The sequence below is a fragment of the Psychromonas aquimarina ATCC BAA-1526 genome (assembly GCF_000428725.1).
Taxonomy (GTDB): domain Bacteria; phylum Pseudomonadota; class Gammaproteobacteria; order Enterobacterales; family Psychromonadaceae; genus Psychromonas; species Psychromonas aquimarina.
The window spans coordinates 34,602-52,438 of sequence record NZ_AUAM01000032.1 but is presented as its reverse complement, the minus strand read 5'-3'; the positions used below and the strand labels follow the sequence as shown (position 1 = coordinate 52,438).

The 17,837-nt window shown below is 44.7% G+C and carries 10 protein-coding genes; 9 read left to right on the top strand and 1 reads right to left on the bottom strand.

All coding sequences use genetic code 11. The features are described from left to right. The first annotated feature begins 941 nt into the window (after positions 1-941). Positions 942-1,487, top strand: coding sequence for a 1,6-anhydro-N-acetylmuramyl-L-alanine amidase AmpD (ampD, locus tag G337_RS0112985; protein WP_028864275.1), 546 nt, complete (start codon positions 942-944; stop codon positions 1,485-1,487). Here ampD and G337_RS0112980 read toward each other — a convergent pair. Continuing rightward, positions 1,476-4,841: an ATP-binding protein gene (locus G337_RS0112980; protein ID WP_028864274.1), complete on the bottom strand. Its 3,366-nt coding sequence runs from the start codon at positions 4,839-4,841 to the stop codon at positions 1,476-1,478. The genes ampD and G337_RS0112980 overlap by 12 nt on opposite strands. 742 nt (positions 4,842-5,583) lie before the next feature. Here G337_RS0112980 and G337_RS0112975 point away from each other — a divergent pair. The 8 genes from G337_RS0112975 (at position 5,584) to G337_RS0112940 (ending at position 17,811) form a co-directional block, all read left to right on the top strand. Beyond that, positions 5,584-7,266, top strand: a complete 1,683-nt coding sequence (locus G337_RS0112975; protein WP_028864273.1) for an ABC transporter substrate-binding protein — start codon at positions 5,584-5,586, stop codon at positions 7,264-7,266. Positions 7,267-7,454: 188 nt separating this feature from the next. Beyond that, on the top strand, positions 7,455-8,438 hold the full coding sequence (locus G337_RS0112970; RefSeq protein ID WP_028864272.1) for an ABC transporter permease: 984 nt from the start codon (positions 7,455-7,457) through the stop codon (positions 8,436-8,438). 5 nt (positions 8,439-8,443) lie between these two features. Further along, complete coding sequence (locus G337_RS0112965; protein ID WP_028864271.1) at positions 8,444-9,484, top strand: ABC transporter permease; 1,041 nt, start codon at positions 8,444-8,446, stop codon at positions 9,482-9,484. Beyond that, positions 9,484-10,500, top strand: a complete 1,017-nt coding sequence (locus G337_RS0112960; RefSeq protein WP_028864270.1) for an ABC transporter ATP-binding protein — start codon at positions 9,484-9,486, stop codon at positions 10,498-10,500. Before G337_RS0112965 ends, G337_RS0112960 begins: the two co-directional genes overlap by 1 nt. A gap of 33 nt (positions 10,501-10,533) precedes the next feature. Then, positions 10,534-11,526 (top strand): ABC transporter ATP-binding protein, encoded by a 993-nt coding sequence (locus tag G337_RS0112955; protein WP_028864269.1) that lies wholly within the window; start codon positions 10,534-10,536, stop codon positions 11,524-11,526. A gap of 161 nt (positions 11,527-11,687) precedes the next feature. Beyond that, entirely contained in the window at positions 11,688-13,397 is a 1,710-nt protein-coding gene (locus G337_RS0112950; RefSeq protein WP_028864268.1) for a glycoside hydrolase family 9 protein, read from the top strand. 36 nt (positions 13,398-13,433) lie between these two features. Further along, positions 13,434-15,347 (top strand): beta-N-acetylhexosaminidase, encoded by a 1,914-nt coding sequence (locus G337_RS0112945; RefSeq protein WP_028864267.1) that lies wholly within the window; start codon positions 13,434-13,436, stop codon positions 15,345-15,347. Positions 15,348-15,405: 58 nt separating this feature from the next. Further along, a complete protein-coding gene (locus G337_RS0112940) occupies positions 15,406-17,811 on the top strand; it encodes a glycoside hydrolase family 94 protein (RefSeq protein ID WP_028864266.1) in 2,406 nt (801 codons plus the stop codon). Positions 17,812-17,837: the final 26 nt, after the last annotated feature.

Here is a 17,837-nt window from a genome sequence, read left to right as displayed (position 1 = left end):
TTGTAAGAAAGGGATAAATTGTTGTTCATTCATGAGTGTAACCCGGTATCGTTATTCACACATGTATTAAGTATGGTAGATCTACAACAGCTAACTAAGACATAGCCATTTTTTTTGCCCAGATAAAAGATGAAGCAGAAAGCTGCTTAGCCCGTGTTGCAACTCTTTGTTCACTACGGGCAACCAGCTTCTACGTAGCTAAGAAGCTCTAGGTTCAAAAGCACCTCTGCCTTAAAGAAAAGGTCAGTAATATTACTGAGTTTTAAACGATAAGATTTGAAACGCTTCTTCGGAAGCGTTTTTTTATGTCTGCGGTTTATAAATATAGGTGCAAAACACCATCATTTACTTCAGTCTTAAAGAAAAGGTCAGTAATCACTGATTTTTAAATCTTAAGATTTTAAATCCTCACTTAGGTGAGGATTTTTTTGTCCAGAGAAAAGTGAAGTAGCAAGTCGCTTAGCCCGTGTTGCAACTTTTTGTTAACTACGGGCAACCAGCTTCTACGTAGCTAATAAGCTCTAGGTTCAAAAGCACCTCAGCCTTAAAGAAAAGGTCAGTAATTCAAACGAATTATTAACTTAATACTTTTAAAGCGCTCCTCCGGGAGTGTTTTTTTATGCCTAAAGAAAATTTACAGGTGCTAAATACCAGCATTTACTTCAGTCTTAAAGAAAAGGTCAGTAATCACTGATTTTTAAATTTTAAGATTTTAAATCCTCACTCCGGTGGTTTTTTTTTGTCTGCGGTTTGGCAGGTGAAGAGCTTTAAGCCGTTCTGACCGTGCTGCTCCTCTTTGTTAACTACGGGCAGCCAGCAAATAGAATTTAAATGGAGCTTTAAGGTCTAGATTAGAAATCCTCGTTTATACAGGGATTTTTTTTATTTGAAAGAAAGACTATGATGGAGCCAGTGAAAATTACAGATACTGGAAAATTATTGTGATCGACAAATTCGGCATTTACCCGGCAGCAAAACAGATCCGCAGTCCTTTTTATAATGAGCGTCCTGCAGATACTCAGATCAGTTTGCTGGTGATCCACTGCATCAGTCTGCCTGAAGGGGTTTATGGCGGCAGGGCTGTTGAACAGCTGTTTAGCGGCTGTTTAGACTGTAGTGAAGATTCCGGCTTTGCGGATCTGCAGGGATTAGAAGTTTCGGCACACTGTGTGATCCGCCGCGATGGTCAGATAGAGCAGTATGTTCCTTTTGTAAAACGTGCCTGGCATGCAGGAGTCTCCTGTTTTGCAGGTATTGAAGGCTGCAATGATTATTCCATCGGTATCGAGCTGGAAGGCACAGACCATAGTACATATACAAACGAGCAGTATCTGGCGCTTAGCGCATTAACCACGCAGATTCAGCTGCGTTATCCGGCGATAACAACAGAGCGGATAACGGGACACAGTGATATTGCACCGGGACGCAAAACGGATCCCGGTAGACAGTTTGACTGGGCTTATTATTTTCGTCTGTTAGCTGATTAATTTCTGTAGCTGAGAGCGAAGCTGTTCTATTTTCAGGCGCTGCTGATTGTGCACATCACAATTAGCAAGCACATACTCGATAGTGCTTAATACTGTCCGCCAGCGTGGTGCTTTAGGCAAAGTTTCTAAATGCAGATATTTGTCAAGAGTACGGGTCTGCAGGGTGCTGCGGTCCAGATAAACACGCCATAAGCGGCTTTGCTCGGCTAATTCAAACTTAGTTTGACTGTTTTCCAGTTCCCAGTACTCCAGTGTCCGGTTCATTACATCGACTAAAACCTCACGTTTAAGCTGATTCTTATCTGCTCCTTTGCCTTCAACTTTATCAACCAGGCGGGTGAACTCACCGCCTAATTCTTTTAATGACTGCAGCTGCCTGCTGTCGCCGTCAAAGGCATAATTAGAAAGGGTCTCAACTGCATTTTCTAAATTAGTAACACGCTGCGCATCATAATTATTATCAATGCAGATGATAATCAGGCTGTGCAGGCCTGACTGTTCAGGCAGAGGGATAACAGAAGCTGTTAAGCGCTGAATTTTACCTTCGATATAAATATCGATTTCATGATTATGCTTGTTATTATTTTCTAAGCTGCGCTTCACCACCAGCTCATCAAGCTGATAGTGCTGCAGCTGCTGCAGGCTGCGCTTAAATAATTTACCGGCGTTGCGGTTGGCGAAGTGGATTCTTTCGTCATTGCGGATGCACAGGACTGCATCTGGGCTGTGCTCAAGCAGGGTGAGCAGATTACCCTGCGTTTCTAATAAGCCTGCTTCTATCTGCTCCTGATTTTTGAGGCTCTGACGCAGCTGTATATTACTGTTGTTTAATCGTTGTGTCTGACTTGCCTGCAGGTGAGCATTGATCCTAGCCGCCAGCTCTTTCTGATTAAAAGGTTTGCAGACATAATCATTCGCCCCGGCTTCAAAACCTCTAATGCGGTCTTTACTCTGGCTTAATGCGGTCAGCATAATAATCGGCAGACTGCCGGCATCAAACTCTTTACGTAATGCCTGGCAGACCTCATAACCGCTCATTCCCGGCATCATGACATCTAATAACAATAAAGCCGGTATTTCCTGTTCTATAAGCTCAAGTGTTTCAGCACCGTTTAATGCCGTTTTTATCCGGTAACCTTCGAGCCTTAAAAAACTGGTTAAGACCTGCAGATTGACGGCTTCATCATCGGCAACAATTAATAACGGTGCATTCGGGTTATCAGGCAGCGAATCTGTTGTAACCGAGATCTGTTCACTGGGGGCCGGAATATTAAAATGTTTAACCGGGCCGGACAAGTTAGTTTCAGAGACTTCTGCTGCAGATGCCAGGGGCAGGGTAAAACTGAATGTGGTGCCTATCTGCGGCTGGCTGCTGACATATAAACTGCCGCCCATTAATTCGATTAAGCGCCGGCTGATTGACAGGCCAAGTCCTGCTCCCTGACGGTAATAGGGGCTGTCTACATTAGCCTGAGTGAGCGGCTCAAAGATATGCTCAAGCTGGGCTGCTTCAATACCGCTGCCGGTATCTATGACCTGTACCTGCAGATTATCTTCAATAACATTCGCGCAGATAATTATTTTACCTTCACTGGTATATTTTATTGCATTGCCGATCAGGTTGTATAATACCTGCTCTAAACGCTGTTCATCCGCAACGATCTGCGGAAGGTGTTCGGGTATTTGATTAATAATTCTCAGCGGCTTGTTATCCAGCAGGTGGCTGGACAGCTCCAAGACCAGATGTACAGCAGATGATAAATCAAGGGCGTGTTTATTAATGTATAAATTGCCGTAGCGCATTTTATGGTAGTCGAGCAGATCATCAACCAGGTGAGACAGGCGCATGCCGCTGTTATTGATTATATCGAGCTGATACTGCTGATCTTTATTAAGAGGGCCGTAGGCACCGGAAGATAACATCTCAGTGATACCAAGCATGCCGTGTAATGGAGTGCGCAGTTCATGGGAGGTTGTGGCTAAAAATTCATCTTTTAACTTGTCGCTAAGCTGCAGCTCGTTATTCTGCTGCTGAATAAGCGCAAGATTCGTTTCTAACTCTTTATTCTGTTTATGAATCAGCTGCAGTTTTTCACTTACTGAGTGTTTCATTCGTGCAAAGCTGACTGCCAGCCTGCCGATTTCATCCTGACGCTCAGTTCCAGTCATTTTCTGCTCAAGATCACCGGCGGCCAGGCGCTCTGCAATCCAGGCTAAATTAAGAATAGGGGCGGTTATTGAGTTGGACAGATAATGTGAAGCAATAACAACCAGCGCAATAGCAAGCAGCAGAGTGATAATAAACACCTGCTCGAGCTGCTCTACCCGTGCGTAGGCTAATTTTTCCGGTAGTTCAATCGCTAATGCCCAGCTTTTTCCCAGCACAGATATCGGCGTAAAGGCCGCCAGTACCTGCTCCCCCTGGCTATTGCTGAAGCTGTCAACTGAAGTGAAGCCGTTAATTGCCTGTTGGATACTGTCTGTCTGGAGAGATGCAGCCTGCTCCTGCGGCAGGTTGATCCGTGAGCGGGAATTATCGTCAGTTAATAATGTGCGCAGCTGGTGTCCGCTGGACTTAGCAAGAAGACTGCTTAAGCGGCTGTTATCAAGTTTAAAAATAACAAAGCTGTGCAGGTAACCCTGCTCTTTTATCGGGGCGGCAAACCAGGCCGGCTCTTCTGTTCCCTGTTTCTTAAAGTCAGAAAAAATTACCGGTGTTATTTTTTCGTTCGGCTTGGTTTTAACGTGCTGCGAAACCGTTTTAAAGGTATCTGCCAGCGGACTGTCCTTATATTTCCCCTTAAGCAGGTTAGTACCGTAATAATCGAATTTCCGGGTGGAATAGACAATGGTGCCTTTTAAATTAACCAGAAGAATGTCGCTGAAATCAGATCGTGCCAGCAGGTCAGAATAGAGATAGTGGTAGCGTTTATGGATCAGGCGGTAGCGTTCACTGCCAAGGTATTCTGGTGAATCTCGCTTGATTTTGCTGTTAATAATATCTCCGGAACCCGGCTCATAACGTCTTTGTGCATGAGTCTGCGCTTCCTGGGGAGTATTACCTAAATGCTGGAAAGCCTTTACCAGTCCGTAAAAACGTCCGCCGCTGGAGATACCTAATTCTGAGCGGGCAAAGCTGCGGACTTCAGACTCCAGGGCTTTGAAATAACTTTCTATCTGCTGCTGCTGATTATCACGTTGAGTAATCAGATGGGTTTTAATCTGTTCACTTAAGTCCTGACTTTGTGTGTATAGATAAAATAACGAACTCAGTGTTAACGGCGTAATACTGAGCACTAGAAAAGCGACCATTAAGGTGTTTTTAAGTTTTTTAAAGTATTTAATTTTAATCATAGAAGCTTTTTAAGTGATAACCCCGGTTCTCTAAATCCTGCATCTCTCTCAGGAGAGAGGAACTCAGTAAATAATTTATTTAGTTAAATATATTTTTTAGTCACAGTAAACAGATCAAATCTATAACATCAATTCAATAGTTTTATCTTAATTTGTTAGGCGAAATATTCTCATTAAAGTTATCACAGAGCAGCACTATTTCTTATTACTTTAGGTTTTTAAAGCGAATTGTTGAGTAAAATGCGAGAGAAGTCACAACGAACCGGCAAAATACAGGAAGAAAAAATCATTAACTGCAATAAATTGAACTCTAACCACCTTTGTCTGTTTTTTTCTCTAGTATCGCAAGGTTAATGTTGTAAGTGAGTGCTAACATGATCTTTCTTTGTGTTGTAAATAAAGGTGATCTGGTGCAGATAAAATTGTTTGTAAAAGCAGCGCTTAAATGCCGAAAGTAACGTTTTTAACGGAGTTTTAAAAGCTTTTGACGTTTTTAACGTAGGGGATAATTGACTCTTTTGAGCCGCTGTAGTTTTCTTAGTTGCGAAAGCCGGGCATGAGAATATTTTACAGTTTAAGTGGCCATGGTTTGAATGGATTTTTTCAATAGGCTGGCGCTCAGGTAAGAGTGAATACGAGACTTAAGAATGAGCAGTTAATCACTCAGGTATGAGACAGGAAACTTATTGAAAAATGTTTATACGTATAAATATTATTGAAAAATATAGAGTAAGGAATACAAATGTTTGCCAATTTTAAAAAAACGAAAATTACTGCACTTGTTCTTTCAGCAGCCGCTGCGGGCTTGATTACTCCGCAAATTGCTCAAGCTTCAGATAAAAGCGAATTAACAATTGTTTCTCACCTATACCCTACAAGTATTCGTAACTTTAACCCGTTCCTGGGTACTGCTTTACGTACAACACTCGGTTTTGTATACGAGCCGCTGGTTATCTTTAACGAGATGCACGCTAACAAACCTGAGTTCCGTTTAGCCACTGGTTTTGAAATGGCTGAAGACCTTAAATCAGTAACCTTTGATATCCGCAAAGGTGTTAAGTGGTCTGACGGTGAAAAATTCACAGCTGACGATGTTGTATTCACATTTAACCTGGTGAACAAAACAACTTCTCTAGATCAGACCGGCGTTAATAAAATTGTCACCTCGGTTAAGAAAATAAATGAATATAAAGTTGAATTCACACTAGCTGAAGCAAATTCCAATGCACCTTACGAAATAGTTCGTGTCCCGGTTGTTGCGCAGCACGTATGGAGCAAAGTTGATAAGCCGGATACATTTACCAATGAAAATCCTGTCGGTACAGGTCCGTTTACTGAAGTGGAAGTGTTTACTCCGACTTTATACACTCAGTGTACTGCAGCGACATACTGGGATGCAGATAATCTAGATGTTGACTGTATCCGTATGCCGCAGATCGCCAATAACGATCAGTTATTAGGCAAGGTTATCAATTCTGAGCTGGACTGGTCTGCTTCATTTATTCCTGATATCGACAAAACATACGCATCTAAAAATCCGAATCATAAATACTGGTTAACGCCGGCGGGCACTCAGGCATTTGTTGTTAACTTCAAAAACCCTGATGCAGCTAAAAATGAAGCACTGACTAATGTTGATTTCCGTCGTGCATTTTCAATGGCGATAGACCGTGAAACTATTATCGATATCGCATTCTATGGTAACGGTGTGGTTAATGATTTTGCTTCTGGTTTAGGTTATGCGTTTGAAGCATGGTCTGATGAAGCTGTTCATAATAAATACAAAAAATTTAATACCTACAATGTTGACGGTGCAAAAGCGCTATTAACGAAAGCCGGCTTTAAAGATTTAAATGATGACGGTTATGTAGAAACTCCGTCTGGTAAGTCATTTGAGCTGATTATTCAGTCTCCAAACGGCTGGACTGACTTCAACAATACTGTACAGCTTGCTGTTGAAAACTTAGAAGAAGTAGGTATTAAAGCTAAAGCACGTACTCCTGATTTTGCGGTATACAACAAAGCGATGCAGGATGCGACTTATGATGTAGCTTACACTAACTACTTCCACGGCAGTGACCCGCACAAATACTGGGACAGCGCGTATGCGTCTAAGTACCAGAAATCAACTGATCCGCGTTTTGCTATGCACCACTGGAAAAACGCTAAAGTTGACGCTTTATTAGCAAGCTTCTACAAAACTGCAGACAAAGCTGAGCAGATCAAGATGGCTAACCAGATCCAGGCAATCATTGCGGCAGAGCAGGTTACCATTCCGGTCATGTCCGGTTTAAACAGCTTCCAGTACAACACAAGTCGTTTCAGCGGCTGGTGGAATGCAGACAACGCTAAAGGCCGTCCAGGTATCTATGCTGGTATCCCTGAGCGTGTTCTACAGGTATTAGACTTAAAACCGATTAAATAGCGTGAATGAAAGGCACCTTGTGTGCCTTTTTTAATTAAACCGTTATTTGTTAAATATAAGAAGTAAGTTTTGGCGCATGAAATGTGCGCCTTTTTTCCTCGCAATTTTTTATTGTGGTGACTGTTTTACCATGATGATTTTTCCATTCCGCTTACGCGGACAAGTAATGGATTCTTAAGGTGTAAGTTATGGGATTTTTCTTAAGACGTTTATCGTTTTACTTTATTGCGCTGCTCTTTGCGGCAACCTTGAACTTTATTATTCCACGGGCAATGCCGGGTGACCCGGTGACCATGATGTTTGCAAATGCAACTAGTCAAGTAACACCTGAGCGTATCGCAGCCATGAAAGAGTTATTAGGTTTTGTTGACGGCCCTCTTTACGAACAGTTTTTTATCTACATCAAAAGTGTTCTTACATGGGAATTAGGTACTTCAGTACAGTTCTACCCGTTATCGGTAAACTCTGTGCTGGGCAACGCATTCGGCTGGTCACTGTTCCTGGCCGGCAGCGCAGTATTATTATCATTTACTTTAGGCTCTGTACTCGGAATTTTTGCCGCCTGGCGCCGCGGCAGTAAGTTCGATACTATTTTTTCTCCCGGCATGCTGGCTGTTCAGTCTGTACCGCAAGTGGTTATTGCGATGCTTCTGATGTTTACTTTTGCTATCGGTTTAGGTTGGTTCCCTACCGGTAATGCCTACACGCCGGGACTCACTCCTGACTGGACAAGCTGGACATTTATAAAGGATGTCGCTTACCACGCAGTATTACCGTTAATTGCAGCTTCGATTGTGCAGGTCGGCGGTTTCCTGATCAACATGCGTAATAACATGATCAACTTGTTAGCTGAAGATTACATCACCATGGCTAAAGGCAAGGGCCTTAGTGAAAATCGAGTGGTATTTAATTATGCCGCGCGTAACGCCATGCTGCCGAGTGTAACGGCGCTGTCTATGGCGCTGGGTATGGCTATCGGCGGTCAGATGATTGTGGAAATTATCTTTAACTACCCGGGACTTGGTACGGTTTTATTAAATGCAATCAATGCGCGTGACTACCAGGTGCTGCAGGGACAGTTACTGGTAATGACACTGTTTATGCTGTTCTTCAATTTATTAGCCGACATGCTTTATGTTGTGCTGGATCCTCGCCTTCGTAAGGGAGCTTAAGAATTATGAAAGGTTTGATTAAATTACTGTCAAATAATCCGAAAGCATTATTCGGCTGCAGCATCCTGTTTATATTTATCTTTATGGCGGTATTTGCACCGTTAATTACCGGACATGTACCCAATAAACGTACCGGTAAACCGCATGAATACCCGGCGGCTGTTGTGAAAATGGCGCAGGCTTCACCGGACGGCTGGGTGGCGCAGAACTTAGCCGATGATAAGCGTAAAATGCTGATGTCTAAAAAAGCAGAGCATGTTTTAGGTACAACCCGTATGGGGCGTGATGTCTGGGCGCAGGTTGCCTACGGTGCACGTGTCTCACTGGCGGTTGGTTTCGGCGCGGGTATCGTTGTGTGTTTCTTAGCCACTGTGGTTGGTATCTCCGCAGGTTATTTCGGCGGTCGTGTTGACGATATCTTAAGTGCCGCGATGAATATTATGCTGGTGATTCCACAGTATCCGCTGCTGTTTGTATTAGCCGCCTTTATCGGGGAGGCGGGGCCGTTAACCATTGCACTGATAATAGGTATGACCTCCTGGGCATGGGGGGCGCGGGTAATACGCGCACAGACCATGTCATTAAGGGAAAAAGAGTTTGTCAAAGCCGCCGAAGTATTAGGTGAGTCGCGTATACGCATTATCTTTATTGAGATTCTGCCTAATCTGATCTCAATTGTCGGAGCAAGCTTTATCGGTTCGGTGAGTTACGCAATCGTGACTGAAGCAACTATCTCATTCTTAGGTCTTGGTGATCCGGGCACTATCAGCTGGGGAATCATGCTCTACAACGTGCAGACATCATCGGCGATTCTGATCGGCGCATGGTGGGAGCTGTTAGCACCGTGTTTAGCACTGTCAACGCTGGCCATCGGTCTTTCCATGCTTAACTTTGCTGTTGATGAAATTGCCAACCCGCAGTTACGTGCCAATAAAGGTATGAAGCGCTGGGAAAAAATGGCTAAAAAAGATAAAGAATCACGTGCCCCGCATGTCGCTGTTCCAAGCTTTGTCGGTGCAGAAGACTTAGCGGGCGGAGAAAAATAATGACTATACCTCAAATATCTATCCGTAATCTATGTGTTGACTACATCACTGCTGACGGCGATGTACGTGCGGTAAATAATGTTAGTTTTGATATCGGCAAAGGTGAAGTATTCGGCCTGGCCGGTGAGTCCGGCTGCGGTAAGTCAACGGTTGCTTTCTCATTAATGCGCCTGCATAAGCCACCGGCTTATATCAGCGGCGGGGAAGTTCTCTTTGATGACGGTAACGGTGCAAAAGACATCATGAAGTACAGTGACGGCGAGATGGGCATCTTCCGCTGGAGTGAAATGTCCATGGTATTTCAAAGTGCGATGAACGCTTTGAATCCCGTTATCCCGATTGTTGATCAGTTCACCGATGTGATTATGCGTCACACGGATAAAAACAAATATGAAGCAGTAAAACGAGCTGAACAGCTGCTGCAGATTGTTGATATTCACCCTAACCGTTTATCAGACTATCCGCATCAGTTTTCCGGCGGTATGCGTCAGCGTTTAGTGATTGCTATTGCATTAGCGCTTAATCCGAAATTAATCATTATGGATGAGCCGACTACCGCACTTGATGTGGTGGTGCAGCGTGAAATATTGCAGAAAATCTATGCCTTAAAAGAAGAGTTTGGTTTTTCAATTTTATTCATCACTCATGATCTGTCGTTAATGGTCGAGTTTTCCGACCGCATCGGCATCATGTATTCAGGTGAGTTAATTGAAGTTGCCGCCGCTAAAGATATCTTAGAAAGACCTTACCATCCCTATACGCACGGCTTAGGAAGTTCTTTCCCGTCGTTAACCGGGCCGAAAGCCGAGTTAAAAGGTATTCCGGGAAATCCGCTTAATCTGCTGGAGCTGCCGCAGGGCTGCCGTTTTCAGGCACGCTGTGAACGTGTTACAGATATCTGCCGCAGGAAAGCAACACAGCTGCGTGATGTCCAGGACGGACATCTGTCTAATTGTCATCTTGCTGTCGGCGGCCAGTCGATTGCGGTTGTTGAAACTGAGGCTGCCGCGGTTTAGGACCTGCAGATTAGATTATTTAAGGAAATAGTTATGAGTAATAAGTACGGTGAACTTTTGGTTGAAGGGCAGAATATTGTCAAAGACTTCAAAGTCAGCAGTAATGCATTAAAACAGCCGCTGATGCGCGCATCTAATGATGTGTCTTTTAAAATGTACAAAAGCCGCGGCATGGCCGTTGTAGGTGAATCCGGATCCGGCAAATCTACCATTGCAAAAATGATTGCTAAAATGTACGCCCCGACAGCGGGCAGGATTTTATATAAAGGGCGTGATATTCAGACCATTACACATCGTAAGGAGCTGATGACCTACCGGGAAGGTGTGCAGATGGTCTGGCAGGACCCCTTTGGTTCTTTAAATCCAACCCATAATATCTTTCATCATATTGCCCGTCCTTTGAAGATTCACAATAAGGTCAGCAAGGGTAATAAAAAAGAGCTGGAAGAGCGTGTTTATGAGCTTCTTGAGCAGGTTGGTCTTATTCCGGCTAAAGAAACGGCTGCTAAGTTTCCGCATCAGCTTTCCGGCGGTCAGCGTCAGCGGGTTAACTTAGCGCGTAATATTGCGGTGGGGGCTGAAGTAGTGCTCGCCGATGAGCCAACCTCCATGCTTGATGTTTCTATCCGTGCCGGGGTACTTAACCTGATGCAGGAGATGAAGTTTGACCGTGAAATGTCACTGCTGTACATCACCCATGATATTGCCACCGCACGTTATATTGCTGAAGATCTCGCGGTAATGTATGTCGGCCATATGGTTGAATGGGGAGATACCGATCAGATTATTCATGATCCGCAGCATCCCTATACACAGCTGTTAGTTTCTGCTGTACCCGATCCGGGCAAATCGATTCATACCAGACTGGCAGGTAACAAGGGTGAGATTCCTTTGTGGACGCCTGACTCAGTCGGCTGTCCTTTTGCCGGCCGTTGTCTGCATGCTGTACCTCGTTGTAAAGACGAGATGCCGGCGGCAAAACAACTTGCTGAAAACCACTTTGTTCGTTGTCATTTGCATGAGTAATGGTAAATGCCGCGATTTAACTCTCCTTTGAATCGCGGGGCTTCGTTCTAAAGTGGTCTTCCCCGGGCCGTCCGGCTCGGGGAATCTTATTTATAGTAGATCAGATAATTAAGCGCTTGGAATAGACCAGCTTGTTATCTTTACGAATATCTGGAGGTTAAGTGGAACTGCTTAGCAATCATATAGGTTACGAACGTTTTGGCGCTAAGCAGGCCGTCCTGCAGACTGAAACGTTTTTAGAATTACCGGCTGTACAATTAGTATCCGCAGAAAACGGAGAAGTGATTAAACACCTGCCGATTTTATCCTGTGGCTCTGTTGACCAGTGGATCAGCAGATACTTTTACTCTATAGACTTTTCCGATTTTAAGCAGTCAGGCTCATATTTTCTGCGCTGCGGCGAATGTACATCACACTCCTTCTTAATTGCAGAGGGCCTTCTGATGCACAGTAGTTTTTCTGATGTGCTGCATTATTTTAAATCACAGCGCTGTACGGGAATTTTTGATCAGCACGATAAGCAGGCGTCTGTTTTCGGCAGTGATAAAAAAGCTGATGTGCACGGCGGCTGGTATGACGCATCGGGGGATATGAGTAAATATTTCAGTCACCTTTCCTATGCTAATTATATGAATCCGCAGCAGATCCCGATGATCGTGTGGAATATGTTTAAAGGTTTAGATTTATTAAAAGACAACCCGGATTTTGCGGCCCATTCAAAAATTCGTCTGCAGGAAGAAGCCGTATTCGGTGCCGATTTTCTACTGCGCATGTTTAGTGAAGAGGGTTATTTCTACCTGACAGTTTTTGATAAATGGAGCAAAGATCCAAAACAGCGCGATATCTGCGCCTACGAAAAACAGAGCGGTGATAAAACGGATGATTATCAGGCGGCTTTTCGTCAGGGAGCGGGCATGGCTATTGCCGCGCTTGCCCGGGCTTATTTAAGCCCTGAAGGCGGTGAGTATGATGCACAGCAGTATTTGAACTGTGCAGAAAAAGCTTACTGGCACCTGAAAACCTTTAACTGTAATTACTGTGATGATGCCGTTGAAAATATTATTGATGAATATTGTGCATTAACGGCATCGGTGGAACTTTACCGCTCTACAAAGCAGGATAAATACCTGCAGGAAGCGCGTTACTGGGCCGCACAATTAAGCAGACGTCAGCAAAGTGATGCCAATCACTGCAATTACTGGTCTGCTAATGCCGACGGCTCACGTCCCTATTTTCACGGCGCGGAAGCCGGTCTGCCGGTGATTGCACTTTGTTTGTACCTGGAGATTGAAACAGATCGCCGGCAGAGAGAGTTGTATCTGCAGGTATTAATTAATGCGCTGAATTTTGAGCTGTCCATCAGCCGTGAAGTATTTAATCCTTTTTCTTATCCGCGTCAGTACGTTAAATCTGTTAATGGTGAGAAGCGCAGCGCTTTCTTTATTGCCCATGATAATGAGAGCGGTTACTGGTGGCAGGGCGAAAATGCACGCTTAGCTTCATTAGCCTGCATGGCTTATTTTGCTAAACCCTGGGTTAACGATGCAGAGGTTATTACTGAATTAGAGCGCTTTGCGCAGGGATCGCTGAACTGGATCCTGGGGTTAAATCCCTTTGATATGTGCATGCTGGACGGGGCTGGTTTTAACAATCCGGATTACCTGCCGGAGTTAGGTTTTTTTAATGCTAAAGGCGGAGTTTGTAACGGCATTACCGGCGGTTTTGAAAATGAAAATGATATTGCTTTTAACCCGCTGCCGCAGGGTAAAGATATGCTTCAGAACTGGCGCTGGGGGGAGCAGTGGATCCCGCATGCCGGCTGGTATCTGCTGGCTGTGATGGCGCAGTATGCAGATCGTCAGGAGGCCTGATGAAGTATTTAGTATTAATTACAAAAGGAATAAGCGATGAGCTTTAAAATAGATCTTGCTGTTGTTGATGCACAAGAGATGCGCCTGTCTTTAACCCTGCATAATCTATCGGATACCGTGCTTTCTGGCTGGCTGTTAACCATGGATTTTGCGCGTTATATTTTCCCTGAGTCACTGAGTAAAGGCGCGATAAATCAGATTGGAACCTTCAGCAGATTAAGGCCGCCGGCTGCTGAGGTTATTGCCCCGAACAGCAGTTATCAGGTTGAGTTTAAAATAAAATCCGCGCCGCTTAGTAATTATGAGTGCGGTATCAGAGAGGCATTTATTTGTGATGCTTCTGATAATTATCAGAAAACTACAGCAGTCCGGATTAACCCGATCAGCTTAAAACTGCCGGTACAGAAAGCTGTAGGTAAAATTACTGCGAAAGCGGCTGCCGGCGCAGTTATTCCTCAGCCAGCTTCACAGGTTAGTGTCTTAGGTGTTTTTGAATTATCGGCTGATACACAGATTAACTCTCAGTATGAGCAGGCGGCGGCGGCCGCTGACTGGCTGAGTGCCGAAATAACAGAGTCAGCAGGTTTTACACTAGACAGAAGTGTCTGTGGCAGGATCTCCATGGTGCTCGATGAACAGATGCCGGACTGTGCCTACTCCCTTTCTGTTAATCCAAACAGTGTACTGATCAAAGCAAACTCACAGCAGGGATTTGTGCATGCCTGCGCCACTTTAATACAGTTAATTGCCGGAGCAGAGCAGCAGGACAATGTGTGTTTATTACCCTGTCTGAAAATAGATGATCTGCCTCGCTATCAGTACCGCGGTCTGATGCTGGACTGTGCTCGTCATTTTCATTCTATAGCTACCGTGAAGCGGTTGATTAAGCAGTTAGCCTTATACAAATACAACTATTTTCACTGGCACCTCACCGATGATGAGGGCTGGCGGATTGAGATAAAAGCATTTCCTGAGTTAACAGAAATCGGCGCATGGCGGGGGCCTGGCACAGCATTAGAGCCGCAGTTTTCGCATTTAACTGAAAAATACGGCGGTTATTACACGCAGCAGGAGATCCGTGAGGTGATCAGCTATGCCGAGCAGTTTGCCATTACTGTGATCCCTGAAATAGATATCCCCGGGCACTGCCGGGCAGCTGTTAAATCCCTGCCGCATCTGCTGGCGGATCCACAAGACAAGTCGGACTATTTAAGTATTCAAGCTTATACAGATAACGTTCTGTCTCCTGCACTACCGGGTACTTATCAGTTCCTCGATAAAGTACTGGATGAGGTTTGTGATCTGTTCCCTTCACCTTATATACATGTCGGTGCAGATGAAGTGCCGCAAGGCGTCTGGAGTAACTGTGAAAAATGCCGTTTATTAATGGCAGAGCAGGGTTACAGGGATACAAAAGAGCTGCAGGGTTTTCTGCTTCGTTATGTAGAAAACAGACTGCAGAAACGAGGTAAGAGAATGCTTGGCTGGGAGGAAGTTAAGCATGGTGACAAGGTCAGCAAAGAGACAGTTGTTTATTCCTGGATAGATGAGCAGGCTGGACTGGAATGTATACAGAACGGTTTTGATGTGGTTATGCAGCCGAACAGGTATACCTATTTCGATCTGGTTCAGGATTATGCGCCGCAGGAGCCGGGTGTTGACTGGGCCGGGGTGCTGCCTTTAGAGCAGGCTTACCGCTATGAACCTCTGCAGATACTAGAGCAGGATGATCCGCTAAGACAGCGCATATTAGGTGTGCAGTGTGCACTGTGGAGTGAAGTGGTGCTTAATCAGGACAGGATCGACCATATGCTGTTCCCGCGGCTTCTGGCTAATGCTGAAGTCAGCTGGTCACAGCCGCAGAAACGCTGCTGGCAGGATTTCCAAAGCCGCCTGCAGGGACAGCGAAAACTGTTAGCCGCGCAGGGCATTAATTTCAGAGAGTTTTAACAGCAGACTTAATATTTAATTATTTACAACTAATTCTACTACAGAGTAAGGAAGAAAAATGAAATACGGTTTTTTTGATAATGACAATAGAGAATACGTCATCACACGCCCGGACACGCCGGTGCCATGGACTAACTACTTAGGAACAGAAAAGTTCTGCACCGTTATCTCGCAGAATGCTGGTGGTTACTCTTTTTACAATTCACCAGAGTATAACCGTGTTACTAAATTCCGCCCGAATGCGTCATTTGACCGCCCCGGCCATTATGTTTATTTACGTGATGATCAGAGCGGAGACTACTGGTCTATCTCATGGCAGCCGGTGGCGAAAAGCCTGGATGAAGCGGACTATGAAGTTCGTCACGGCCTTTCTTATTCGAAATTTAAATGCGTTTATAACGGTATTACTGCGACTAAAACGTTATTTGTACCAAAAGGCGAAGATGCAGAGATCTGGGATGTGGTTATTAAAAATGACGGCACTGAAGCACGCACCATTTCAGCGTTCTCATTTGTTGAATTCTCATTCAGCCATATTCAGTCAGATAATCAGAATCATCAGATGTCTTTGTACTCAGCCGGTACCTCATACAATAACGGAGTGATTGAATACGATCTTTATTATAATACTAATGAACTTGACGGTTATTATTACCTGGCATCTAGTTTTGATCCGGATTCATATGACGGTCAGCGCGATGCTTTTTTAGGTGCTTACCGTGATGAAGCAAATCCGATTGCGCTTGAAAACGGCAGTTGTTCTAACTCTGCACAAACCTGTAATAATCACTGCGGCTCTCTGCACAAGCAGTTTGTGATTCAGCCGGGTGAAGAGGTGCGTTTTGTTTACATTTTAGGTATCGGTAAAGGTAACGGTGCTGAATTACGTGCTAAGTACCAGGATCTAACCAAGGTTGATAGTGCTTTCCAGGAGATTAAAGATCACTGGGAAAGCCGCTGCAGTAAATTCCAGGTTAAATCGCCAAACGCAGGTCTTGATGCCATGATCAATACCTGGACCTTGTACCAGGCGGAAACCTGTGTTGTCTGGTCGCGTTTTGCATCATTTATCGAAGTCGGCGGCCGTACCGGCCTTGGTTACCGTGATACCGCTCAGGATGCGATTTCAGTACCGCATTCAAATCCGAAAATGACCCGTAAACGTATTGTGGATCTGCTTCGTGGTCAGGTTAAAGAAGGTTACGGTCTGCATCTGTTTGATCCTGACTGGTTTGATCCGGAAAAAGCCGATGTAAAGCCGTCTAAATCACCAACTGTTGTACCGACACCTTCGGATGATGACAAAATTCACGGTATTGATGATACCTGCAGCGATGATCACCTGTGGATCGTGCCGACGATTTGTAAATATGTAATGGAAACCGGTGAAGAGAGCTTCTTTGATGAAGTGATCCCCTATGCGAACGGTGGTGATGCAACTGTTTACGAGCATATGAAAGCCGCATTAGACTTCTCTGCACAATATGTTGGTCAAACCGGGATTTGTAAAGGTCTGCGGGCTGACTGGAATGACTGTCTGAATCTCGGCGGCGGCGAGTCATCTATGGTGTCTTTCCTGCATTACTGGGCACTGCAGGAGTTTATCGACCTGGCTAAATATCTTGATAAAGTCTCCGATATTGAAAAATACTCGGCAATGGCTGAAGGCGTTCGTGCCGCCTGTGAAAAACACCTTTGGGATGAAGAAGGCGGCTGGTATATCCGCGGTTTAACTAAAAACGGTGAAAAAATAGGTACCGCGCAGCAGACCGAAGGCCGCATTCATCTTGAGTCAAATACACTGGCGGTATTGTCAGGTGCGGTATCACAGGAGCGTGGTGAGACTGCCATGAACTCGGTTGATGAGCATCTCTATTCTGAGTTTGGTTTACACCTTAATTCTCCGTCATTTTCAACACCGAATGATGATATTGGTTTTGTTACCCGTGTATATCAGGGTGTAAAAGAAAACGGCGCAATATTCTCGCATCCTAATCCGTGGGCCTGGGTAGCTGAAGCTAAACTAGGCCGCGGTGACCGGGCGATGAAATTCTACGATGCACTTAATCCTTACAATCAGAATGAGATGATTGAAACACGTATTGCAGAGCCCTATTCATATGTGCAGTTTATTATGGGCCGGGATCATCAGGATCACGGTAGAGCCAACCATCCGTGGTTAACGGGGACGTCCGGCTGGGCATACTTTGCGGTAACTAATTTTATTCTTGGTGTGCGCTTAGGTTTTGACGGCCTTATTGTTGATCCTTGTATCCCGACGGACTGGCCTGGTTTCACAGTAAGCCGTGAATGGCGCGGTGCACAGTTTAATATCAAAGTTGAAAATCCGAATAATGTCAGCAAAGGTGTTAAATCAATCACTTTAAATGGAAAGCTTATCCAAGGTGCTGTCCCGGTACAAACAGCAGCAAGTGTTAACGAGGTTATCGTGGTAATGGGTTGATTCAGTAAAGGGGCTTCGGTCTCTTT